This window comes from Paenibacillus sp. FJAT-27812 (assembly GCF_001273905.1).
In the GTDB taxonomy this organism is placed as follows: domain Bacteria; phylum Bacillota; class Bacilli; order Paenibacillales; family Paenibacillaceae; genus Pristimantibacillus.
Window position 1 is genome coordinate 1,610,639 of record NZ_LIGH01000001.1, and the last position, 24,257, is coordinate 1,634,895.

The following is a 24,257-nucleotide window of genomic DNA, read 5'->3' on the forward strand; positions in this document are numbered from 1 at the left end:
GGACGATATGTTGGTGAAGCTGCATCATTGCAGCTCATATTTATAAATGGATGGTACCCCGAGGCGTTGCACCATTCGTGCATCGGCATCAAGCCATGCAGCTGCAACGCCTATTTCAAAAACTAGCTCCAGCCCCAGAAGAAGCCGTCTCTCTCCCATGCCGCTTTCCCTTTGTGCAGCTTACGGAATACTTTCTTCACTTCTTTATCGATCGATTGGTTGCCATGCTCATTCACATATATAAAAGATTCGCCAAACTGGCTTTTAATATGCTCAACGGCAGCGCTTTGGTGCAAAATTCCTTTTTCCTTCAACTCGTTCAGCATCCACTCTGCAACTTCATTAGCCGTATGGGACATCCTGCTCACTCCTTCATCAAATAAACGCTGTAACTATAGCATACTTAAACGTATAACTTCAACAATAGTCGCGGCGCCGCTTTCATTGACAGTTTATTGTCATTTCCTCTATATTATATTTATCACAATTTAATTTTACGAAATAAAGTGATTGGATGGCACGATAAAAAATAAATTCACCTTCCTTTGGAGGACAACAACATGGATAGCAACGATCTGTTAAAACTCGACAACCAAATCTGCTTCGTCTTTTATGCCTGTTCCAGAGAAATAACGAAGCTGTATCGGCCGATGTTGGAGAAAATAGACCTCACTTACACCCAATATGTGACGATGCTCGCCCTATGGGAGCAGGATCACGTCACAGTAACTGCGCTCGGCAACAAGCTTTACCTCGACTCCGGCACCTTGACTCCATTGCTCAAAAAGCTGGAAGCTGCCGGCCATATCACTCGCACGCGCGATCGCAATGATGAGCGCAGCGTCTTGGTCGAGCTGACTGAGCAAGGCAGAGCCTTGAAGGAACAAGCGCTTGATTTCCCTTACCAGCTCGCATGCAAGCTTGACGGAACACCGGAAGAAGGAGCTGCGATGCTGGAGCTTATGCATCAATTCCTTCATCGCATGCAGCAAAGCTCTGCCAAAGAGTAACTGCCAATAAGCAGTGCTCCCACTACTTATCCAGGAGGCAATAAGCAATGACAAAATCCGTACTCCGGCCGTTTGGCCATACGAATTTGCAATTATCTCCACTTGGCCTCGGCTGCTGGCAGTTCAGCAACGGCAAAGGCCTCGTCGGAAAGTTTTGGCCTGTTCTGCAGGGCAGCATCATTAATGACATTGTCAAAACCAGCTATGAAGGCGGGATGAACTGGTTCGATACAGCCGAAATTTACGGCAACGGCCAATCCGAGCAGCTGCTCGCGCGTGCGCTGCGCGAAACGATACCTGCGAATGATCCTGTCTTCATTGCGACCAAATGGTGGCCGTTTATGCGCACAGCCAGCAGTATCGGCAGCACCATCGACGAACGAATAAAGCTGCTTGAAGGCCGCACGATTAACCTGTATCAGGTGCATCAGCCCTTCTCCTTATCATCCGTAAGCAGTGAGATGAAGCAAATGGCGAAGCTTGCGGCTGCCGGCAAAATTGAGCATGTAGGCGTCAGCAACTTCTCCGCCAAGCAAATGCGCGAGGCTGACCGCGTCCTGCGGGAGCATGGCCTGCGGCTCGCATCCAATCAAGTGAAGTACAGCCTGCTTGACCGCCGAATCGAGCAGAACGGCATACTGGAAACCGCGCAGGAGCTTGGCGCTGCTATTATCGCATACTCTCCGCTTGAGCAAGGCATATTAAGCGGAAAGTTTCATCATAACCCCGAGTTGGTTAAATCGATAAGCGGTCCGCGCAAATGGAGCCCTGCTTTCCGCAAAGAGGGACTGAGCCGCTCGAAGCCGCTCATAGATTCGCTGGAGCAAATGGCTGTCCATTACGATGCGACCGCAACGCAGGTGGCGCTGAACTGGCTTATCCACGCTCATGGAGAGACGGTGTTCGCCATTCCCGGCGCATCAAAAATCCATCACGCCGAACAAAACGTGAAGGCGATGCGCTTCAAACTGACGGCTGATGAAATTAACGAAATCAGCGAGGTGTCACGGTTCGTCTGTCGCTGAGCTGAGCTTATTCGAATCTTCAATCCGAATCTCGATTCAAAGCTGTGAGGGAAGGGTATTAGTAGCTGTACCTCATTATAGCTATAAGGCGAGAGGAGGGCTCACCATGACGGTGACCATCGGCATTTTCAAGAAAGAAGAAAGCGTATTGGACGCAATCAAAAGGTTTCAAGCAAATGCATGGAATGACTACAACCTTCGAATTGTCGTAAAAAACAAGGAGTCGGCCCCCATACTAGCATCTCAATCAGATGTCCCTGTAGAAGAAGTCTATGAAATACGCGAAGCTCAGGAGCCTCTAATCGAGAGGGCTGTACCTCCGGTAGGAGCCGTACCGCTCGCTGCTGGCGGCTACACGGCCGGATCGATTGGCGCAAGCGGCAGTCCGACTGGCTTTGTTCCAATCGTGAACGATCCAGACCAATACCCGAGTACCCATGATGTGCTGCATGACATCGGCATTCCAGCGGAGCATGCCAAGGAATGCGGCGATGCCGTGGAGCTCGGACGTTATTTACTCATTATCGAAACAGAATCGGCGGCTGAAGCGGAAACTCTGCTTCGTCAAGCCGGGGCTGCGAATGTCGTTATCTAATAATAAAATGGAACGGAGAGGCTGCCGAGCATCGATGCGGGCAGCCTCTCTTTTGCTTTCAGCCTTTAAATATAAATTGACATCGCATGATAAATTGTTTACAATTTAATTATACAAAATATAAAATCGGTTATTGGAGGTTATCCCTATGTCCATTTACAATATTGACGTAAAGACGATTAGAGGTGAATCACAAACGCTTGCCCCCTACAGAGGGAAAGTTATGCTCATCGTAAATACAGCAACCAAATGCGGCTTCGCCACGCAGTTCAAGGGTCTCCAAAAGCTTCACGATACGTACAATAAACAAGGCTTCGCCGTGCTTGGCTTTCCCTCCTCACAGTTCGCCAATCAAGAGCTAAGCGATGACAGCCAAGTGGCTGAAGCTTGCGAAATCAACTTCGGAGTATCTTTCCCGCTATTTGCGAAAATCGATGTGAACGGCAGCACTGCTCATCCGTTGTTCCAGCTCCTAACCAATGAAGCACGCGGCTTCCTAGGCTCCAAATCGATCAAATGGAACTTCACGAAGTTTCTAGTCGATCAGAACGGCAAAATACTGAAGCGCTTCGGATCAAAGGATACGCCTGAGCAAATCGAAAAGCATATCCAGAAACTGCTGAAAGTGCCTACCCACGCTTAAAGCTGCGAAAAGCTTCTCCTATACGAACGTCTAACAGGCGGTCAAAATTAGCAAAGTTTACTTTGGTGATTTTGACCGCCTGTAACTTTCTGATCAGATTTACGTCTACTTAATATAAGAAAGGACTATATAATCTTTATATTTTCGGGAGGAATAAATGTTTAGAAAGTTGACGTTAACGTTATTGGCTTCTGCCCTGCTTGCTGTCCCTGCTTTTTCAACTTGCAGCTTTGCAGATAGCCGGCCCGTAGAGATTTATAACGGCCAATTGAAGAACAATCGGGTGCTTATCCCTTTGCGCGACGTATCTCAAAATTTAGACGCTGCCGTGGAGTGGAATCAGAAGCTCAAAACCATCAAAATCAACAAAGACGACACCGAATTGCTGCTAACCGTTAACTCCAAAAAAGTGCTCGTCAACCAGTCTGAAATTGAGCTGGACGTTCCAGCCGTCTTAATCCAGAACACGACCTTTGTTCCGCTGCGATTTGTCAGCCAAACGTTAGGAGCGGGTGTAGACTGGAATCCGTACGGCCAACAAGCAACGATTACGTTGAATGGAAAACAGATTATCGTAAATATCGAACGAACTCAGCCTGCTTCCTCTCAAAAAGCAACGGCTGCCCATTTGAAACGGTTATCCGATAAATTGAACGAAGCAACCGATTTGTCTTCCATCAAGCAGATTCGGACTTATTTTAAGCCTTACTTCACAGATCGTCTCATTAATGCGATTATTCAAACTAAAGGGTTTGAATACAAGAATCAGTTTGGCGCTCCTCTAATCTCCCCCAATTATTTGAGCCGGACAACTGCAAGGCTTTCGCAATCATTGGACACCGGGCATGATGGTTATGAAATCTTTTCCGTTATTCGACAAATGAATCTGGTTTATGTGGATAAGACGTGGAAGGTAGATCGTGTGAGCTTCACAAAGATCTCCACACCTATTTCGGGAGCATAGTCCAAAAAAAGAGCAGCTTGCGCCTCTGGTTGAGGCCCTCCCCTCCCCATAGCGCACTGAAAGCAGCAAGATTAGCGGGAAAAACTCCTGTTATTCGAAGCGATTACCGTTGAAAATTAATGTTAGCAGGATTTTCTCCCGTTAATTTTCAAATATATGCCCATTTGGAGTAAGAGTGCTGCTTTTAACGGGAGATTTTCCAGCTAAATGCTCTATTTGCCGCCCCCGCTAGAAAATTAGATGGATATTTTCCTGTTAATCCTGTAAAGCTGCAATGGATCTAACACACAGGAATCAGCTAGTTTTTCAAGTTAAACACATAGTATAATGACGCAATTTCGTAAATATCAAATCGAGCATCCCATATTTTAAATGTAAGATGGTTGGATTTTGGCGGCAGCAACCCTTCTGGATAAACCTCGGCAACGACGACTTGATCCACGGTAAATCGGATGGTTCTATCTGTGAAATCTTTTTTTATCCATACCTTAACCGTGCCCTTCTCATAATAAAACTGCGGATGTGTTCTAATCTTCGTCCGCTTCTCGCATATGAAATGTTGTTCCCGCAAGCGGACATGCCATTTTTCCATAAGCAATGTTTTTATTGTGTTTATCTCTTTAATATCTGCCTGAACTTCACCCTCTAGGTTAAAAGCCTGAACATTATTCACTACATTATCAAAAAGAGTATTCATCAGCCTTTGTATTTTGCTAGAGTGATACCTGTTCATTGTTCCTACGGCTTGGCCTATTTCGTCGTTGATCAATACCGGAGAGGTGCTCATCCGCAGAAGAGGAATTATGGCTTTATAGATCATATTGACTCCTTTTAAAAAGAAATACTCGCATACGGGATAACACGAACAAGCGCCCATACTCTAGATAGCGCTTCGCTTATTTAAGGAAATAATTTCAATAATACCCTTTAGTTTTTATTTTTTATCCACGCAAAGTCAACTCGTCTTTTCCGAAAGAGCATTTGCGCGGTGATTCTCTTTGAATTGGAATAAAAAAAAACGCACAGGACTCAAAGCTCCTTTCAAAAAAACATACGGTCTTTCACCTGCCCCATATCGGGAGGAGAACATAACATAAACAAAGGGCTGCTCCAAAAGGTCTCAGACCTTTTGGAGCAGCCCTTATATGCAGAAATGCTCGTTAAGCAGACGTGCTCTTCCCTTTGCTCACAGCTTTGCCGCCTCTCAAGAACAGCACAGCAGCAACAATAACAGCTGAGATGGCGAATATGACAATCGCTGTCGTGTTGGAGGCTGGCTGGCCTGCGAATTGAATCGCTTGCCCTGCGACGATGTACCAGGTGATCAAGAGCGTATTGGCAAATGCGCCTGCATAGATGGTGCCTGTTTTGCGGAAGAAATAAGTCGACACGAGCGCCATTACGATGTTTACCGGAACGAATTGGAAAGCTACGATGCCAAGCAGCGCCTGCGATTTCCAAAAGAGCTGCTCTGTTGCGAACATCGTCACGTATTGGATGAGAATGAGGACAAGGATGCCGGTTGTATTGATCATCGCGTTAGAGAGAAACCATTTCCATGCTGTTTTTGTTTCAGAGCCGCTCTCTTTAAGCCTGAATTGACCATGCAGCAGCAGACCGTTCACTAAGAAGAAAATAAGGAAAGGAAGCGTATATTTGAGCATCAGGGACAGCTGGTCGATACTCATCACCTTCAGGCCCATCACCCATATCCTAAAATCGATGTGGAAAAGCGCAGCTGCGGCAACCGTCGTTGCATACACGCTTCCAACAGATAGAAGAGCAAGCGCAAGAGCTCTGCCCATTGCTCCAATGTCTAGTCCGAAGAAACCGGCTTGACCGGATACCCCGTAGTGCCGCAAGGAAGCTCCCTGCTTCTGGTTAACGAACCTATGCCATAATCCGAACAAGACAACAGCAATAACCGCGTTAAAAAGAATCCAAATGACGAAGCCATTCGTGAGCGATTGCGACCAGAAGCTGCCTGCCGGCATCCATTTGCTTCCCCATTCTTGGAATTTGAAGAAGGTAATCGCCGGAATTGCCGTTGCAACAAAAGCGCCAAGCACCCAGCCTGCTCCCGGACGGACGCCGCGCGGCTCTGGCAATGGCTGGATGACTCTGCGGAAATAGCTCGTTCCAAGCAAATTTCCTGCTACGGAGAACATGAGCATAAAAGCTCCGACTAACGCGAGCAATGTGCCATATTCCTTCAAGCGCCATGTTTGATCGTTATGATCAACGGCGTTTGGAGCAGGCATCGCTTGTTGAAGGAAATCAATTGCATTGCCGACCGCTGCAGTCGACCAATGGTCTGCAGGATGAATGACATTCGGGATATAGAGCAAACGCGCCGATTTATTTTCAAAAGAGCCGTACAGCTTGCCTGGAACTACCGCTTCAGCCGTGCCGAACACTTTCTTGAGCTTATCGGTGCCCACAATTTGGGATGCCTTCGGCACCTCCCACATGAGCGGGGCGAATTCGTCATATTTGCTGAACACAATCGCGTAATTGAAAGGCGTCTCCGCAGTCACTTCACCGGAGCCAAACGTCTCGGTTGAAGAGCCCTCTTGAATTACGGTATGGACCCACTCCGGCTTCGCCGTTGCTGCTGCCAGCACCGACCAGCCGCCCATCGAATGGCCTTCTAACGCGATTTTCTCTTTATCGACGAAGGCTAAATTTCTAAGGTAGCTAAGGCTAGCCAGCGATCCTCTCATTGTAGGATCAAGCGGTGATTGCTCGGAATAACCGTGACCCTCCATATCCATGGAAAGCACCACGTAACCTCTGCGCGCGAATTCGATATTGAATGGGTCTTGCACCTCACGGGAGTTGATGTAGCCGTGCATCGTCAGCACGGCAGGATGCGTCTTGCTCGGGTCCATGTCTGCCGGTGTATAGAGCAGGCCGCTAAGCATATTGCCCCCGTCGCCGGCAAACCTTACGTCCGATACTTTCACGCTGCCGCCGCTTGTTTGCACATTGCTCGCGATCAAACAGCCAGCCAGCACAACCACAAGCGCGACAATAATCGAGATAGGCCTAGAGAAGAAAAGTTTCATCCTAATAACGACCTCCCTTTGGTTTGTGAGGAACAAAAAAAGATTCCCATCAAAAGCAAACCCAAAATAGGATAAGCAATTGTTGTGAATCTCCATGTCTCCGTCACATTATTAACTTGTTCCCAGTATATGCTAGTTTGAAAACGCTGTCAATCACTGTTTGGCCGCCTGCTTGTCCTATCTTTCGGAAGGCAGAAACAGCCATTTCAAACAGAAAGCATCTGTTCGAAATGGCCGCTCTCCTTTCATTAATTAGCGAATAATAGGGGACAGCTTTCGTTCTCCAGCACATATATCGCTTCGTCCAAGCTCACTTCACGCTCGGTCCGCTCAGCCATATCCTTTAGTCTCACCATTCCGGCTTTCCACTCCGTCTCGCCCAGAAGCAGCGCATAACGAATGCCGCTGCCTGCAACCGAGGCAAGAATGTTCTTCAGCTTGCGTCCGCTAGTATCCAGCTTCACACGAATCCCGCTGGCGCGCAGCTCGGCCGCCGCTTGCAGCATTTCCGCAGCCGTCACGCCAACAGGTATGAGAATGACGGGAGCGGAGGACGGCTCCGACGCACGGTTTTCGAGCAGCGCCATAATCGACTCCATGCCAAACGATAGCCCTACGGCGCTATACTCGGTATCGTCCCTGCCGACCAGTTGTCCGATAATCGCATCATACCGCCCGCCGCCGCCCAAGCTCGAAGCGAAGCCGTTTGACGTTTCGAAAATTTCGTAGACCGTCCCCGTGTAGAATGATAGCCCTCGCGAGAGAAAAGGATCAAATGCGCAATCCTGCGCAAGGCCAAGCTTACGCAAAATATCGGTTACAGCCAGCACTTCCAGCGCCCCGGCGCTGCCTCGCAGGCCATATTTGTCCATAACTTCCTCAAACGTAGGATTTTGCAAGGCAATCAGCTCAATGACAGCTTCCGTCACCTCGTCAGCCAACCCTTTCTCGGCCAGCTCCAGCTTCACGCCGGCTTCTCCCACCTTCGCAAGCTTATCCAGCGTCAGCATGACCGACAGCGATTCGCTTGCGGGAACGCCGATGGCTGCCATAATCTCGCCAAGAAACCGTCTGTTATTCCATTTCAGCTGAACCTTGATGGCAAGCGACCGGAACACGTCGATTGCCAGCTGCATCAACTCGACCTCAGCCTCGGGGCCTTTCACACCAACCACATCCACATCGCATTGCAAAAACTCCCGCAGCCTTCCGCGCTTAACGGGGCCGTCTCGGAACACCTTCCCAATCTCATACCGTTTAATCGGCAATTCCATACCCGGATTTAAAGCGATCACTTTCGCGAATGGAATCGTGAGGTCGTACCGCAAGCCTAATCGTCGCCTGCGCTGATCGGTGAGCTGGTACATTTCTTTTATAATTTCATCGCCGCCTGCGTATTTTGAGGTCAATAAATCAAGTTCGGTCAGCTCGGTCGTCACCATTTCATTAAAATCATAAAGCTCAAACTTATCGCGGAGGGTATCCTGAATCCGTCTCCGCAGCGCCTGTTCTTTGCCAAAATAATCGTAAGTCCCCTTTACATTTTGCATCACGATCATTCCTCTCTACATTTATTGGAATAAAAAAAACGCGCAGGACCTCTTGGTCCTGCGCGCATCGTATGCTGCAGGGAGGCCAACGCGAGAAGCGCTAGCCCACCCTGAATATTGATCAGGGGTGCTAACGCTTGGTGAAATAATGATGCTGATTCAATTGGAGTGTGTACATAATACCCAATCCCTTCGACTTGAATTATAGTGATTATAGCGAATCGAAGCATGCGGCGCAACTTTATTTTTCATCACTCGACTCAACTGCTATAGTATCCTCCCCATCCTTCGCTCTATTTAGTGCCTGTATGTATGAACCGAATTCAGCTTCAACCACGGATAGATAACCAGAATAACTAGAAGCAATACGATAGCCGCAAACGTATGGGCATGCTCAAGCACAAACGAAACGTTATCGCCGGATGCCGTAACCAGCAAGCCTGTCGCAGCTTCGCTTCCCGGAACTCCGTATACGAAACAATACATGACGCTTACGCCCATATGCATGCCGGTGCTCATCCAAATCGAGCCCGTTTTTAGAAGCACATAACCAAGCGATAGTCCTAGTATGAACGAGAATAGAGCATTTGATAGGCTGAAGCCGACTAACCAGATATCATCCAGCGCAAATATAAGAGCCGATACAAGCAACAAATGAGCATTTCGTATTTTGCCCTTAAGATGAGCGAAGATATAACCTCTTACGATGAGATTATACATGAGCGAGCCAAGAAACATCACGCCAATGACCTCGATGGCAAAAAGGACCGCTTCCGGTGCCTTTTTTACGCCCACGATCTGAAAGTCCCCGAAGCCCCACAAGAGCACATACATGGCCGCCCAAGTGCCGGCGCCAAGCAGCAGACCGATTCGCAGGTTTCTTTTCCAGCCAAAATGGGCTTTTACGCCTAAATCCTCTATCCCCCTTAAGCCGGTCAGCTTGGCCACTTGATGAACAAGGATGAAGAATAGGATGGCATAAAGCAGCCAAGGAATAGTTTCCAGCGAAAATAACCTCGGGATTAAATTAAAATATAAATCGATAATGAGAAAACCAATGACTGCGAATAGCTTTTCCATTGTTCAAACCCTTCCTACGAAAGATAATGGATACCCGCTCGTCCAAATCCAATGAGCAAAGTGACTGCCATTGTCGTTGTTCATATCGTTTTATGTATATTCGCGGGATTGCCGTATATCCCTAAGCCCGGCCGACTTTTTCAATCCTTTATTCGTGATCGCCTTGCCATGAGAAAAACCCCGGTCATTGGCGGCTTTCGCCAGCCACTCCCGGGGTTTTGTCTATTATTTATTTTAGTTTAGCGTAATCTCATCCACGTATACGGACGCAGTGCCGCTGCCGCTTGTTGGCTCGATTTTGATACCGATAGACTTCACGGCATCACGGCCTGCTACCCCTGCAAGAGGAATCGCAAGCGTCTGGAACCCGGAGGAATCCACTGCCGTCATCCCGCTATCATACCAGCTCCAATCCGGTCCTGTTTTGATATACAGCCGCGCATTCGCCGAACCGGCTGACAGCTTGACCTTAACGCTTATCGAACTAACTGCGGATAGATCAAGCGCCGATGCCTTCGTCAGCTCGAAGCCTGAACCTGCGAGGCTGAATGAAGAGGTTAGGGCAAAATTGCCACTCGCAGCCGCATCAGCGGCAATGGCTGGCGCAGTCGCGCTCGCATTGTTCACTTCAACGATAAAGCCTGAAGCATCGCTTTCAAAATCATACAGTACGCCGGCTTTCTCAGGCATGCTGCCCGGTCCGCTGCCGCCATTTGGCACGCCGCCCGTACCGTCATTGATCGCTTCGATATCGTCGAAGTACAAGCTGCTGCTGAGCGCAGCTCCTGATACCGCATTGACATAAACCGAGAAATCCTGCACATTTTTCAAGCTGACTTTATTTATTTTTTTGCCAGCATTGCCCGTATCCCACGGGGCTACCGCAAATTCACTGAATGGAAGGGTGACCCATTCGCCAGCCGTTCCCGCGAGCGATGGATAAGCCTCATAAGAGACGCCATCCACCTTCAATTGAATGACCAGCTTCTGATTGCTGCCATCCGGAACAAGCCAAAATTTGAGCTTATTAAACGTAGACCAGTCTACGCCGCCAAGAGCTTTGGTAATACCGGCATAACCCGAGCCTGCGAGCGTGTAGTCGAATCTCATCGCATACATGCCGCCGCTCTCGTGCTCGCCATCCAAGCTGACATTAACCGTATCGCCGCCCGCTTTTACAAACTTCGCTTGCAGCGCAGCGTTCACACCTTGATACCCTTCAAAATGGTCGACTAACGAAGGGATAACCGGCGGCTCATAATAGCTGTTTAGGAGTGCAATATTATCGACGTAGATCGGTCCGTCAAGCTGCAGGCCGCTGCCGATAATCGACAAAGCAAGGCTTGTTGCTTCTGCTGATTTGCCCGGATCGTTTAAATCAATGTAAGTGCTGTATTTCGCATAATCCACCCCGTCTACCGTAACGACAGGCAATTCCGCAAGCTTCTTCTCCGTCGTCAGCATGCCGTATTTCCCTGCATCCGTCCAGTCTGGCGGAAGCTGCACGATGCCGCGCAGACTTGCGCTTGCCGACTCCGAGCCCGCCGAAACCGGAATCCAAGCATCAAAGGAAACACGATTCACCGCAGCGAGCGGAACCTCGCTTGCCGCTTGGACTAGCGCAAGCTTAAGCTCCTGCCACGTATCTTGATATACCGCATCCGTTACGCTAAGTTTAAGGGCGCCATCGCCGTTAAAGCTCTCATGACTAAGCGTTAAGCCCATCGTTGACGGCCAAGTGCCGTTATTTTGAATACCCGCGATGTCTGTGTCAAATGTGTATGTCTTCAATGCGATTCGATCCGCTTTGACAAAAACCGTCACGGTTTGCTCAAGCGCCACGCCGTTTTCTTTGTAAACCTTCACCGTAATATCGGCTGTTTTGCCATTTTGCTTTCCGTTAGGCATCCAATTCGCCGAGTAGAAGCCGTTTGAGTCTAAGGCCATCGGCACTTCAACCGAGGAGCCCTGTGCTACATACACGACTTTTGACGGTACCGTATTCAGAACGCGGGCGCGAACAACCGTCCGGTTCTCTCTTACGGTGCTTTGATTAACAGGACTTGCAACATGCAGGAATGGCTGCTCGGCCGCCGCTTTCACCTGATGCCCATAAACGTCCGTTACCTCTTTGGCAAACGCGGTATACGGATCGTTATAGTACGCGACCAAATCCTCTAGCAATTCATGATCGCCAAGCAGCGGAGCATTGCGATAAGGAACAAATAGATTGCCGTTCGTGCTGAAATTCGCCCAAGTCTGCATATAAGAAATCCGTTTGGCGTCTGGGTCGGACTTGATGGCGTTCAGCAGCTTCGTAAACCAAGCTTTATCCGCGTTGCCCTGCTGCAGCATCCCTTGCGGGCTATAACCGAACTCGGAGAAAGTGGCTATTTTGCCCTTGGAATCAGCGAGCTTCGAGATCATCGCCAAGTCCGCAACGAGATTGTTAAGGAAGGACTCGCTGCCCGGGCTTTGCTGATTGTCGTATTGGTCCATGCCGAGCACGTCAACGTAATCATCGCCCGGATAGGTCGTTAAATAATTGGATTCGCTGCCGCCAAAGGTACCGTTGGGCGAGTAGACGTACAGCAGGTTATGAACATCCTTGGCGTCGCGCAAATACTCAACGGCGTACCGGTAAATTTCCACATACTCGCTTGTCGTTGTCGTTTTGGCGCCCCACCAGAACCAGCCGCCGTTCTGCTCATGGAAGGGACGGAACAAGATCGGGATAAGCTTCCCGTCGTTATCCTTCAGGTTGCTCGCAAGCGCGGCGATCCGATCGAGAAATGCGTTAAAGTCAGCATGCTTGTCGCCTCCCGGCAAAATATGCTGCACAACCGAGCCGCTTGTATCGTTAAAGCTGCCGCCCGTTACAAAGTTAGGCAGATGCGCGCTGAGCGTAACGATGCCCCCGAGCTCATGCGCTTCCTTCATTTTGGCGGTCAGATTGATTCTGCTTTGTTCCGTATCGTTCGAAACGCCGGGCTTCTCCTTGCCCTCCAAGCTAAGGGTATCCCAGCCGAAGACAGCCGGATAATCGCCTACCGCATTTTTAACATCCGATTGAATGTCTTTCGTATCGGTAAAAGAGATTCCCTCCGTCGTCGCATGCTGATGGCCGAACAATACTTGCTTGCCGCGCACATCATCCAAATAAGCAAACAGCGATTTGGTATAATCGGTTGCATACGAATCGACGAGGTTCTCTACACGTTCCGTGCCACCGTTGCCGTCACCGCCGCCATTTCCACCACCACTGCCGCTACCGGAGCTGCCAGTGCCGCCGCTTGCGCCAGAAGCATCCGCAGCGCCTTTCGTAATCACGCTAGCTCCTCTGCTGAGCGGCTTGCCGTTCAAGGTAACGCCGTCCGCATCCACATTCGCCTTCTTCACATTGCCTTGGCCTTTGATAGCGGAACCCTTCGCCTGACCATCCAGTGCAAGCTCCCCAATGAAGGTGCCCTCGCCAAGCTCAAGCGTAAACTCGCTGCTGCCCGTTAGATGCTGAGCAGTCGTCGTTCCGCTAAACAGGACGCGTACCGGCCCATCCTGACGATTCACTTGAACTTGGCCAAGTACCGAGTTATTGACAGCAACCGTATGGACCCCGCCGCCCCAAATGTACGTCGTGCCCGTTACCGTTACGTTATCGAGCGTCGCGTCGCCATCGCCAATGCCTGCAGTCAAATAAAGATTGCCGGTTATCGCAACATCCTTTAAGACAACGTTTGCCGCATTCACAACAACATTGCCTGAAATGGACGAGCCTCCGAACGAACCCGCCTTCGGATAATATTGTTGAATAAGCTTGTCTATTACCGTCACAAGCTCCGCGCGCGTCAAATGGCCCTTAGGCCGGAAGGTGCCGTCCTTATAGCCGCTAAGCACGCCTGCCAGCGCATCCACGCCGGCTTTTGCATATTCCGAAACGTTGTCCGCATCCGCAAAGGAAGCGCTGCCATTTCCGTTCAGGTGAAAGGCTCTAGCCACTAGGACCGCTGCATCCTGACGGGTGATCGGCTGTGCCGGATTCGCTTTATTGTTGGAGCCGCCCTCGTAATAACCAGCCGCGCGGGCAGCCGAGATGGACTTTGCGTACCAAGCAGCCGACTCCACGTCCGCAAACGGTTCTTTCGACTCTGCCGTATATCCAAGAATTGCGTTAACGATCGTGACGAACTCCGCTCTAGTCACGTTTTGGTTCGGCCTGAAGGAGCCGTCCGAATATCCGCCCACTACGCCATTTGTTTTCCATCTCTCAATCGCCGCCTGTGCCCAGTGTCCGCGTTCGTCTGCTGCTGCCGCTTGAGCAAATGCAGGCAAGACTACCGAGATGACGAGCATAGGTACGATTAACGCAGCAATCCACTTACGTATCTTCTTCATGTTAACCCTCCTGTTTGTTATTTTTGTTATTGCTTATGACTGATATATGTAAGCGCTTCACAACAAGTATAAGAGGTTCCTATCGCAAAATAAATGGTCTAAACTAGCTTTTATAGGGCTGAAATGCTGTTTCATTATTTATTTTTGTTATTTTGTTAGGTTAATAATTAAGTGAATAAACGATAATCGCTATGAAAATATCTGTTATTCACCATCTGCAGTTAGACGGCTCCTCGCATTTAAATCAACCAATATGGTATTATACAAAGGGAATCATGAATGGGAATGTGGAAAAATTTGCAGGTCATTCTGCAATCCTTTTTACGCATTCGCACAACTTAAGGAGGATATTTGAAATGTTTTTTAAAAACAAACGCCTTGGTACCATGCTGCTGCTTATGCTCGTTCTGCTCGTTGTAGCATCAGGATGCGGAGCAAACAAAAATACAAGCGGTGACAAAAATACCGGATCCGGCTCCAACAGCGGCAACACTAGCACAACAACTCCCCCTACCGAAGCTCCTACGGAGGAAGGCCCTGAGCTGCTTGGCTCGGACAAGCATCCGGTCGTAACGATTCAACTAAGCAATGACAAAACCATTAAGCTTGAGCTCTACCCAGAGGTTGCTCCTAATACAGTAAACAACTTTATCTCGCTCATTAATAAAGGCTTCTACGACGGCGTTATTTTCCACCGCGTTATCCCGGGCTTTATGATTCAAGGCGGCGATCCTGAAGGCACCGGAACGGGCGGCCCTGGCTACAGCATCCCCGGCGAGTTCAAAGAAAACGGCTTTGAGAACAAGCTGAAGCATACGCGCGGCGTACTCTCGATGGCTCGCACGAACCAACCGGATACAGGAGGTTCGCAGTTTTTCATCATGGTGGCTGACGCTCCTTCGCTCGATAACCTCTATGCTTCCTTCGGTAAAGTAACGGAAGGAATGGAAGCTGTAGATGAAATTGTTAATCAGACCGTTGGTGCGAACGATCGGCCTGAAACTCCGATTTCGATGAAAAAAGTAACGGTAGACACGCTCGGCATGACGTTTGAGGAACCGAAAAAAACGGAATAAGAGAAGAGCTAAGAGGAGGGCTAAGCCCTTCTCTTTTTTTACGGCTTAATATATAATAAAATTATTAATTGATTAATAATAATATAAATAGTTAAACATCCGCCAAAGGAGATTTATCACATTGAGAAAACAAACGATTGTTTTGCTAACTGCATGTTTGATGACCTTTATGAGCGCATGCAGCGGCAGCAGCGCAGGCAGTGTAAGCAGTCCATCGCCTACCGAAAGCGCTGCGCCTGCCTCAACTGCCGTAGCTTCAAGCAGCGCAAATTCGGAAGCGGTTACAACTAATGAGCCTGCGTTCGCCGACGCTTCTGTTCATGATCCATCGATCATTAAAGTCGGCGATACCTTTTATATTTTCGGCTCCCATCTCGCCGCTGCGAAGTCCAAGGACCTGATGTCTTGGGAGCAGCTCAACTCAAGCGTCTATGAGGGGAACCCCATTATCCCGGACGTATTAACTGAAATGAAAGAGGAGCTTGCTTGGGCGGAGACCGATACGTTCTGGGCGGGCGATGTCATTCAGCTGCCGGACGGCAAGTTTTATATGTATTACAGCATGTGCAAGGGGGATTCTCCGCGTTCTGTGCTTGGGTATGCCGTCGCAGATAAAGTAGAAGGGCCTTACCATAACAAGGGAACGATTTTGAAATCCGGCATGTGGAACGACCTGAGCGAGGACGGGACGATTTATGATGCGGCCGTACATCCGAACGTGGTGGACCCGAATGTCTTTTACGATAAAGACGGCGTGCTGTGGATGGTGTACGGCTCTTACTCGGGCGGCATTTTTATTATGAAAATGAATCCGGAAACCGGTCTGCCTTATCCAGATCAAGGCTACGGCAAGCGGCTGCTCGGCAATAACCACAGCCGCATCGAGGCGCCGTATATGATGCACAGCAAGGAAACGGACTATTACTATTTATTTCTGTCCTATGGCGGACTAGACTCTAGCGGCGGTTATAACATCCGAGTCGCCCGCTCCAAAAAGCCTGACGGACCGTTCCTCGACTCGGAAGGCAAGGATATGATCGACGCCTTTGGCGCTTACGGCACGCTCTTCGACGATGCGTCTATCGCCCCTTACGGGGTGAAGCTGATGGGCAACTTCCAAATGGATAACATCGAAGGAGAGGTCGCGAATATCGGCACGGGGTACGCTTCGCCCGGCCATAATTCAACCTACGTTGATCCGGATACCGGCAAAATGTTTCTTATCTTCCATACCCGCTTTCCTTCTCGCGGAGAGGGCCATGAGGTGAGAGTGCATCAGATGCTGATGAATACCGAGGGCTGGCCGGTCATTGCGCCGCATCGCTATTCGGGCGAGACGGTTGAGAGCGTAACCGCCGGTCAAATCGCCGGCGACTATAAATACGTGAATCACGGCAAGGACATTACGGCTGAGGTCAAGCAAGCGACTCTCATAACGCTGGGCAAGGACGGCACCATTTCCGGCGGCGCAAGCGGCACTTGGATAAGCACCGGAGCAGCAACCATTGCTCTTACGATTGATGGCGTGCTGTATAACGGCGCGCTGCTGCGAGAGTGGAACGAAGGAACGCTTAGCCATGTCATGACGTTTAGCGCTTTATCCAAAGAAGGCGTTGCGATTTGGGGCAGTCACGTGTCCAAGGAGTAGCCTTCGCAGCTGGCATACGCTGTCGCCGCTTGGAATCGCAGGCATGTTACGGGAATCCAATCATATGGTGGAGTATAAGCATGTTGCGAAGGATGGTGAAGCGATGAATGGCAATGGGCCAGTCAGCGTGGTCAATTTAACGAATCCGCTCTGCAAGTCGCTGCAAGGGAAATATTTTGTAGGCGAGACCGACCAGCTGAATCCAACCGATTCAAACCGGACTTGGGGCGCACTAATAAATCCTCCCGGCTCGGGCGTTAATCTCTATCTCGATCTTTATGTGCTAAGCAATCTGTCGGATGATAAGCTCGTCTCGCAAATCTGCTTCTGCTCCAGCCTGCCAACGCATGGCAAGCAGTCCCATGAGGTATCCACTGCCAATCTGACGCTCGATCCAAGGCCGATGCCGCGCGGACAAGTTCAGTTCGGAAGCAGCTTGGATACGACCGCGCTTGCTGCAATTCCCGTATCCACGCGCGTCATCCCGGCTTACTCCAGCGTATCAAGCGAGAAAGCAGGCCACTGGATTGTCGGTCCCGGCCAAGCCATTCTCTTCACGCTGACCAGCTCCATGAACCCCCCCGCTCCCGCCGTCATCTCCTTCGGCTGGTGGGAAGAGTCTCCCGGCATGCACTAGCTTTAAGCCCAAATCGCCCCTCAACCCGCAAAGGTTGAGGGGCGATTGTCTACCTCAGTACGGCTGAGGCATGCGCTTTGCGAAAATGGTTTTCGCCTGGGCGCTGCAAGCCCAGATGGTCGCGAAGCGTATCTCCCGTGTAATCCTCGCGAAACAGTCCGCGCTGCTGCAAAATCGGAACGACTAAATCGACAAAGTCATCCAGTCCGCCGGGAAGGACAGGCGCCATAATGTTGAAGCCGTCGCAGCCATATTCCTCAAACCATAGCTCAATGAGATCCGCCAATTGCTCAGGCGTACCTACAAATTGCAAATGGCCCCTGGCACCGAGAAAACGCCCGCCTAATTCGCGCATGGACAGCTTCTCCTTGCGCGCCAAGTCCATAATAAGCTGTACGCGGCTCTTCATTCCATTGGATGCGCCAACTGGGTCCGGAATGTCCGGCACCTGCTCGTCAAGCGAATAGCCGCTCACATCAAAGTTAAGAAACCCGGATAGAAATCCGGCGATCGCCGCGTCTGGAATAAGCTTCTGCAGCTCTTGGAAACGCTGCTTCGCCTCCTCCTCGGTCGCTCCGAGAACAGGAGACAGGCCCGGCATTATTTTCAGGCTGCCGCGCTCTCTGCCATAATCGCCAAGCTTGCTGTTTACACGCTCATAGAATGCTTTGGCAGACTCAAGAGATTGCTGCGCCGTAAAAATAACCTCGCCGATACTCGCGGCAAAATCCTGCCCCGGCTCCGACGAGCCAGCTTGAATCAGTACCGGATAGCCTTGCGGCGATCTCGGTACGTTCAAAGGCCCCTTCGCGGAATACCATTCCCCGCTATAATCGACCGGCTTAACCTTCGAGTCATCGGCAAACTTGCCGGACTGCCGGTCAAGAACAAGCGCGTCATCCTCCCAGCTATCCCACAATCTTGTCACGACATCGACGAACTCACGCGCCATCTCGTAACGCAGGCCATGCTCGGGATGCTTCGGCTTGCCGTAATTATGGGCTTCAATATCAAGCTGGGAGGTCACGATATTCCAGCCTGCGCGCCCGCCGCTAATATGGTCGAGCGAGGAAAATTTGCGCGCCACGTTGAACGGCTCGTTATAGGTCGTCGATACCGTCGCCGTCAGGCCAATCTTCTCCGTTACCGCCGACAGGGACGATAGCAGCGTCAGCGGCTCCAGCATGCCGGCTACCGCTTGCCCCACATTCGCCGCGTACAATAAGTCGGCGAAAAAAATCATGTCGAACTTGCCGCGTTCCGCCGTCTGCGCCAGCTTGCGATAAAACTTCACATCAAACATGCCCTCCACGCCTGAATCAGGATGGCGCCAGCCTGCATGATGATGCCCCGCATAATAAATGAATGCCCCAAGGTGGAGCTGCTCGTGCCGTTTCCCCATAATCAATGACCGCCTCTCCGAACTTCAAATTAACCTTTATACGTATCGCGCCAGCGGAGCCATCTCGTCTCCAGCAGGCGAACCGCCGAATCCGACAGCTTGCCGACCACTGCGAAAATAATGATGCCTACAAATACGATTTCCGTCTCAGAATAGGCCCGCGCATCCTGAATCATATAGCCGATCCCTGCGCTCGTGCCCATCATTTCCGCAACAACGAGCAGCAGCCAAGAGACGCCAAGCGACAGCCTAACGCCGAGCAAAATATTAGGAAGCGCAGCAGGAATAATAAGCTTCGTTACTTGCTGCAGCTTCGTGTATTGAAAAATCCGGGATACCTCATACAGCTTTGCATCCGTGCTGCGAATGCCAAGAAACGTGTTCACGTACACGGGAAAAAAAGCGCCTAACCCGATCAGCAGCACCTTGGCGAACTCGCCGATGCCAAACCACAATATAAACAAAGGGATAACCGCAAGCAACGGCACTGTCCGCAGCATTTGCAGCGAAGGATCGAGCGTTTTCTCCGCTACCTTGCCAAGCCCAGTCGACAAACCAAGGAGCAAGCCGAGCGTTCCGCCAAGCAAAAAACCAAGTGCCGCACGGTATACGCTGATCCCTAGATGCTCGAATAGCTCTCCGCTCGCGCATAGCTGGATAAAGTTCTTCGCAATCAGGAGGGGAGCAGGCAGCAGCGTTTCGGCTATTAACCCCAAACCGCTGACCGTCTGCCACAAGACAACGATTATAATCGGCACGATCCATCCATGGAGCGGCTTTGGCACATGATCAAGCCACTCTCGCGAAGCGGATTTGTTGTCCCTAACGCTAGCCTTCTTAATGGCCTGTTCGCTCACGATGCTCCATCCCCCTTATAGCTGTCCTGCCAGCTAAGCAATCTTCGCTCCAGCAGCTTCACAAGGGAATCCGTCAGTTTCCCGACAGCAGCAAAAACGATGATGCCAACGAATACAACCGAAGTAATCGAGAAATAACGGGCATCATTAATCAAGAAGCCGATACCTGAGCTGGAGCCCATCATTTCAGCTACAACCAGACCCAGCCACGCTACGCCGATGGATAAGCGGATGCCTAGAAAAATATTCGGAAGCGATGCCGGCAGCACCAGCTTCGTTATCATCTGCCAGCGGCTGAACTCCAGCACGCGGGCCACATCAAACAACTTGCCGTCCACCGACCGGATGCCGAGAAACGTATTGACGTAAAGCGGAAAAAAAGCTCCTTTGGCAATAAGCAGTATTTTCGAGGTCTCATCGAACCCAAACCATAATATAAACAGCGGCGCCACGGCCAAATGCGGCAGCGTGCGAAGCATTTGCAGCGAAGGATCGATCAGCCTCTCTGTCTTATAGGAAAATCCAACCCAAAGCCCCATCGCAAGTCCAAGCCCGCCGCCAAGCAAGAAGCCCAGCAACGCGCGCCAAGTCGAGATTTCAAGATGCCGGAGCAGCTCGCCTGACAACGTCAGGCTCACGAATTCTTGAACGATGACCCCGGGCGTTGGCAGCAGCGTCGGGTTGAGCTTGCCCATCATGCCTGCAATCTGCCAAACGGCAAGCAGGATGACCGGCAGCAAAACACCCAGCAACAGATTTGCCGATTGTATGGAGAGACGGCTCGTTTGCCGCCTCTTCTGCGCCCTTATTTGCTTTGGCAACGCGCTTTCCACTCCTGCTCGCTGCATAACGAACGCCTCATTTCTTCATCATTTCGGAAGGCTTACTTCCTTGCCTCTTCTATAAAGCGGTTATCGAACACTTCGGATACGTTAATTTTTTTGCGAATCGATTTGATTTCGAATTGGAAATCCGCCGTCTTCTGCTGCTCGGCAATGATTTCATCCGTGACGGGGATGCTGATCGATTTGGAGCGAGTAAAGATCGCCTCTATGAGTGCTGCCGGCACGTTGCGCTCTGCGGCATAACGCTCCAGCGCCTCGTCTTTATTGTCATTTTCCCACTTCAGCGCTTTATCCAGCACCTTCAAATACAAGGTGACCAGTTCCGGATAATCATCGGCGAATTGCTTTCTTGCAATGTAGAACGATGGGGACAATACCCCTAGCTGCTCGCCGTCCGCAAGCACTCTAGCTTTGTCTTGAAGCGTATTAAGCGTTATGTTCGGGTCCCAAGTTGCCCACGCATCGATCTTGCCCGATTCGAATGCCGGCTGAGCCTCGTCTGGCTGAAGCTGAATGATTTCCAAATCCGATGCCTTCAGCCCTGCTCCCTCAATGCCGCGGAATAAGAAGTTGTAGGCATTGCTTCCCTTTGCTACGGATACCTTCTTCCCTTTCAAATCCGCTATCGATTGAATGTCGCTATTTTTCGGGACGATGATTGCAACGTTGTTCTTTCCTTCGAGCGCTTGCGAGATGACCGTAAATTTAATGTCTGCCGCTTGTGCCGCGATGATGGGCATATTGCCAAGTCCGGCAAAATCAAGCCGATTAGAAGCCATCGCTTCTGTCATGGGAGGCCCGCTTTGAAATTCGGCAAACTCCACTTTGACGCCAAGCTTATCAAACTCCTCCTCGAACCATTTCTCTTCAATCGCCTTGCCGAACAAGCCGCCGCTGCCCTGATAGCCGATCGTTACCTTCAGTCCTTCGTATTTATTGGCTCCATTGCCGCCCTTCTCCGATTTTTCCGTGTTAGCAGCCGCGCATCCGCTTATAAATACCGCCAATACTATGATTGCGGCCGTTAGCCATCTCAATTGCTTCATTCGTAATCTCTCCCTTTTGTCCGATGTGACCCTTGTTCGATTTCTCTAAAATAATGCCCGTCTTAAATACCTGCACCCTCATCCAGCTCCGGCTCTTCAACCTTCTCAAACTCGCTTAACACCTTGTGACGAAGCTCTTGGAAGGACTGCCCCGTTCTCTTGCGCGGATACGGAAGATCGATCGTTAAAATATTTCGGATATGTCCAGGGCGCGGATTCATAATAACGACACGCTCGCCCAAAAATACCGCCTCATCCAAATCATGCGTGACGAACAGCATCGTCGTCCGGTTTTTCTGCCAAATATCGAGCAGCACCTCCTGCATATGCGACCTTGTAAAAGCGTCCAGCGCGCCAAACGGCTCGTCGAGCAGCAAAATATCGGGGCTTCGCAACAACGCTCTGGCAATAGCGACGCGCTGCGCCATTCCGCCGGATAGCTCACGCGGATATGCTTGCTCGAACCCTTTTAACCGAACCAGCTCGATTAGCTCATCCACCCTCGCCCGAACCTCAGCCTTGCGAAGCGACAGGTTAGCCGCAATGTTTTTCTCCACCGTTAACCAAGGGAACAAGCGCGGCTCCTGAAAAATAAATCCCTTCTCGATACTCGGCCCGTCAATCGGCTTGCCGTTCAGCAGCACCGTCCCTTCATAACGCGTGTCGAGTCCGGCGACGATTTTGAGCAATGTGCTTTTGCCGCAGCCGCTTGGGCCGATTATCGTAATGAACTCCCCTTGCTTTGCCTGAAGCCCGATTCGGTTTAATGCGATAACATCGCCCGAAGGCGTAGCAAACGTCTTATTAAGCTCTTCCACGACGAGCATTTTTGCCGACATGCCGTTACCCCCCTATCATACATTATTATTCGCACCTATTTACTTGGTATTGTAAGCAAAATAAAAAGACTTAACGCGTAGCGATACGAACGTTAAATCTCCAGCTGTCTGGTCGATTTGGTTTAATGTTGTTACAAACTGAATATTCATTCGGTTTGTTATGTTGCTTATTTTGCGGCACGGGTTACGCTTTGTCAATCTTTTTTTTCGATACGCTTTTTCCTGTGTCCTTAACCTTAAAGAGGCCGATCATCGCATCGACATTCATCTCGATTTGTACCTCGTAATCAGGCGGCCGCTGCAGCGTCAACCCTTGTATGAGACTGACAAAATAAAACGCAAGCTGAAGAGGGTCCTCTTTAACGATTACTCCCCGCTCCATGCCGTCCCGCATAATGGCAGCTACCGGATTCAAGTTAGCCGTAAACCGGTCCGTGATCGCTTTTTTGATATCAGGGGGAGTTGCTTGGGAGAGCCTTGCCGTATTCATCAAAATCGTAAATGCCCAATTGGTGCGAATGGACAGCCACGAGGACATAATCGTTCGCAGCTTCGCTACCGGATCTATATCCATCGCCGCTACCTCAGAAACATATTTGCCGTAATTCGTCTGCCCTGACCGCAATACCTCGCTAAAAATCTCTTCCTTGGATTCAAAATAGTGATACACGCTGCCAACGCTCATATTCGCTTCGCTTGCGATATCCTGAATCGAGGTAAGCTGAAAGCCGTTAATAGCCATAACCTTTAGCGCACAGTCCAAAATGTGCTGAACTCGCTTCTCGCGCATCATTCGATCCTTTTCCACATTTCTCGGCGACATTCGATTATCTCCTCTCGTGATTCTTTTATGCCCGGCATTGCCTATTATCCTGCCATTATACTGAAGGATTATCAATCCATTCTATTATTTTTTTGAATGTCCGCCGCCCATTGACAGCTTTATTATTAGTACTGTATAGTGCTAATCATGACACCAAAAACGAAAATTTCCAATCGCGAGGTTGCACTGCAAACCGCCGCGAGCCTATTTTTGAGCAAAGGCTACCTCGTTACCAGCATGGATGATATTGTTGCCGAAAGCAAAGTATCCAAGACGAATATTTATTATTATTTCAAAAGCAAGGAGGAGCTGTTGTCCGCCATCATCGAGAAGATGACCGACCAATACGAGCAGCTCATTACTTACATTGCAAGCCAAACGGAGCTGCCCGTCACGGACCGGTTAATGAGAGCGATGCAGGTACTTATCGAGCAGGACATTGACTGCCTTGGAGGCTGCCCTTTCCTGACGCTATATACACAGACACCGAAGGAAGCCGTCGCTATTCGAGAGCAGATCAGCCTGTTTTTTGGCAGGCAGCTGCTCGTTCTCGAACAGCTTATTAGCCAAGGCATCGCCAGCAAAGAAATAAACAGCAAGCTGGAGCCGAAGCAGACGGCCGCTTTAATCCTATCCACCATTGAAGGCGGATTGTTCCTACAGCATGCCAACCGTGACCCAGCAATATTGCAGCATTCGCTTTATGCTTTAGCCGCCGTGCTAAAGTAATTTTTTTGAGTACACTAGTACTGTTTAG

At 50.1% G+C, this 24,257-nt stretch carries 22 protein-coding genes; 9 read left to right on the forward strand and 13 right to left on the reverse strand.

Going from position 1 to position 24,257, the window contains the following annotated elements; all coding sequences use genetic code 11:
• Nucleotides 1-122: 122 nt before the first annotated feature.
• Nucleotides 123-359, reverse strand: coding sequence for a DUF6953 family protein (locus ADU23_RS06820; protein ID WP_053373056.1), 237 nt, complete (start codon nucleotides 357-359; stop codon nucleotides 123-125).
• 201 nt (nucleotides 360-560) lie between these two features.
• Between ADU23_RS06820 and ADU23_RS06825 the strand changes: the two genes are divergently transcribed.
• The 5 genes from ADU23_RS06825 (at nucleotide 561) to ADU23_RS06845 (ending at nucleotide 4,237) form a co-directional block, all read left to right on the forward strand.
• Nucleotides 561-1,010 (forward strand): MarR family winged helix-turn-helix transcriptional regulator, encoded by a 450-nt coding sequence (locus tag ADU23_RS06825; protein ID WP_053373057.1) that lies wholly within the window; start codon nucleotides 561-563, stop codon nucleotides 1,008-1,010.
• Between the two features lie 47 nt (nucleotides 1,011-1,057).
• Nucleotides 1,058-2,035, forward strand: a complete 978-nt coding sequence (locus ADU23_RS06830) for an aldo/keto reductase (RefSeq protein WP_053373058.1) — start codon at nucleotides 1,058-1,060, stop codon at nucleotides 2,033-2,035.
• Nucleotides 2,036-2,141: 106 nt separating this feature from the next.
• Nucleotides 2,142-2,630 carry a hypothetical protein gene (locus ADU23_RS06835; protein ID WP_053373059.1) on the forward strand — a complete coding sequence of 163 codons (489 nt, stop codon included), beginning with the start codon at nucleotides 2,142-2,144 and terminating at the stop codon, nucleotides 2,628-2,630.
• Between the two features lie 148 nt (nucleotides 2,631-2,778).
• The gene (locus ADU23_RS06840; RefSeq protein ID WP_053373060.1) at nucleotides 2,779-3,273 is read left to right on the forward strand and encodes a glutathione peroxidase; all 495 of its coding nucleotides are present in this window, start codon (nucleotides 2,779-2,781) and stop codon (nucleotides 3,271-3,273) included.
• A 157-nt stretch (nucleotides 3,274-3,430) separates the two neighbouring features.
• A complete protein-coding gene (locus ADU23_RS06845; RefSeq protein WP_053373061.1) occupies nucleotides 3,431-4,237 on the forward strand; it encodes a stalk domain-containing protein in 807 nt (268 codons plus the stop codon).
• Nucleotides 4,238-4,535: 298 nt separating this feature from the next.
• Here ADU23_RS06845 and ADU23_RS06850 read toward each other — a convergent pair whose 3' ends face one another.
• The 5 genes from ADU23_RS06850 to ADU23_RS06870 all read right to left on the reverse strand — a co-directional run bounded on the left by ADU23_RS06850 (nucleotide 4,536) and on the right by ADU23_RS06870 (nucleotide 14,327).
• A complete protein-coding gene (locus ADU23_RS06850; RefSeq protein ID WP_053373062.1) occupies nucleotides 4,536-5,057 on the reverse strand; it encodes a tubby C-terminal domain-like protein in 522 nt (173 codons plus the stop codon).
• A 340-nt stretch (nucleotides 5,058-5,397) separates the two neighbouring features.
• Nucleotides 5,398-7,305: an alpha/beta hydrolase family protein gene (locus ADU23_RS06855; RefSeq protein WP_053373063.1), complete on the reverse strand. Its 1,908-nt coding sequence runs from the start codon at nucleotides 7,303-7,305 to the stop codon at nucleotides 5,398-5,400.
• 248 nt (nucleotides 7,306-7,553) lie between these two features.
• Nucleotides 7,554-8,855: a histidine--tRNA ligase gene (locus ADU23_RS06860; protein WP_053373064.1), complete on the reverse strand. Its 1,302-nt coding sequence runs from the start codon at nucleotides 8,853-8,855 to the stop codon at nucleotides 7,554-7,556.
• A gap of 297 nt (nucleotides 8,856-9,152) precedes the next feature.
• On the reverse strand, nucleotides 9,153-9,935 hold the full coding sequence (locus ADU23_RS06865; RefSeq protein WP_053373065.1) for a CPBP family intramembrane glutamic endopeptidase: 783 nt from the start codon (nucleotides 9,933-9,935) through the stop codon (nucleotides 9,153-9,155).
• 234 nt (nucleotides 9,936-10,169) lie between these two features.
• Nucleotides 10,170-14,327: a glycosyl hydrolase gene (locus ADU23_RS06870; protein ID WP_053373066.1), complete on the reverse strand. Its 4,158-nt coding sequence runs from the start codon at nucleotides 14,325-14,327 to the stop codon at nucleotides 10,170-10,172.
• A 356-nt stretch (nucleotides 14,328-14,683) separates the two neighbouring features.
• On the opposite strand from ADU23_RS06870, the gene ADU23_RS06875 reads away from it, so the two are divergent.
• From ADU23_RS06875 to ADU23_RS06885, 3 genes are all read left to right on the forward strand, one after another.
• Nucleotides 14,684-15,403 carry a peptidylprolyl isomerase gene (locus tag ADU23_RS06875; RefSeq protein ID WP_053373067.1) on the forward strand — a complete coding sequence of 240 codons (720 nt, stop codon included), beginning with the start codon at nucleotides 14,684-14,686 and terminating at the stop codon, nucleotides 15,401-15,403.
• 121 nt (nucleotides 15,404-15,524) lie between these two features.
• Nucleotides 15,525-17,051, forward strand: coding sequence for a glycoside hydrolase family 43 protein (locus tag ADU23_RS06880; RefSeq protein WP_269433065.1), 1,527 nt, complete (start codon nucleotides 15,525-15,527; stop codon nucleotides 17,049-17,051).
• Nucleotides 17,052-17,115: 64 nt separating this feature from the next.
• Nucleotides 17,116-17,688: a DUF6143 family protein gene (locus ADU23_RS06885; RefSeq protein WP_053373068.1), complete on the forward strand. Its 573-nt coding sequence runs from the start codon at nucleotides 17,116-17,118 to the stop codon at nucleotides 17,686-17,688.
• Nucleotides 17,689-17,737: 49 nt separating this feature from the next.
• Here ADU23_RS06885 and ADU23_RS06890 read toward each other — a convergent pair whose 3' ends face one another.
• The 7 genes from ADU23_RS06890 to ADU23_RS06915 form a co-directional block, all read right to left on the reverse strand.
• Nucleotides 17,738-19,090 carry an LLM class flavin-dependent oxidoreductase gene (locus ADU23_RS06890; protein WP_053373069.1) on the reverse strand — a complete coding sequence of 451 codons (1,353 nt, stop codon included), beginning with the start codon at nucleotides 19,088-19,090 and terminating at the stop codon, nucleotides 17,738-17,740.
• 29 nt (nucleotides 19,091-19,119) lie between these two features.
• Nucleotides 19,120-19,947 carry an ABC transporter permease gene (locus ADU23_RS06895; RefSeq protein ID WP_082311026.1) on the reverse strand — a complete coding sequence of 276 codons (828 nt, stop codon included), beginning with the start codon at nucleotides 19,945-19,947 and terminating at the stop codon, nucleotides 19,120-19,122.
• Nucleotides 19,944-20,795 (reverse strand): ABC transporter permease, encoded by an 852-nt coding sequence (locus ADU23_RS06900; protein WP_082311027.1) that lies wholly within the window; start codon nucleotides 20,793-20,795, stop codon nucleotides 19,944-19,946. Before ADU23_RS06900 ends, ADU23_RS06895 begins: the two co-directional genes overlap by 4 nt.
• Before the next feature lie 35 nt (nucleotides 20,796-20,830).
• Complete coding sequence (locus ADU23_RS06905; RefSeq protein ID WP_231637582.1) at nucleotides 20,831-21,829, reverse strand: aliphatic sulfonate ABC transporter substrate-binding protein; 999 nt, start codon at nucleotides 21,827-21,829, stop codon at nucleotides 20,831-20,833.
• Nucleotides 21,765-21,914 carry a hypothetical protein gene (locus tag ADU23_RS33135; protein ID WP_176707794.1) on the reverse strand — a complete coding sequence of 50 codons (150 nt, stop codon included), beginning with the start codon at nucleotides 21,912-21,914 and terminating at the stop codon, nucleotides 21,765-21,767. The genes ADU23_RS06905 and ADU23_RS33135 overlap by 65 nt, the downstream gene beginning before the upstream one ends.
• A complete protein-coding gene (locus ADU23_RS06910) occupies nucleotides 21,901-22,677 on the reverse strand; it encodes an ABC transporter ATP-binding protein (protein ID WP_053373071.1) in 777 nt (258 codons plus the stop codon). Before ADU23_RS06910 ends, ADU23_RS33135 begins: the two co-directional genes overlap by 14 nt.
• A 184-nt stretch (nucleotides 22,678-22,861) precedes the next feature.
• A complete protein-coding gene (locus ADU23_RS06915; RefSeq protein ID WP_053373072.1) occupies nucleotides 22,862-23,500 on the reverse strand; it encodes a TetR/AcrR family transcriptional regulator in 639 nt (212 codons plus the stop codon).
• Nucleotides 23,501-23,647: 147 nt separating this feature from the next.
• On the opposite strand from ADU23_RS06915, the gene ADU23_RS06920 reads away from it, so the two are divergent.
• Entirely contained in the window at nucleotides 23,648-24,229 is a 582-nt protein-coding gene (locus ADU23_RS06920) for a TetR/AcrR family transcriptional regulator (RefSeq protein ID WP_053373073.1), read from the forward strand.
• Nucleotides 24,230-24,257 lie beyond the last annotated feature (28 nt).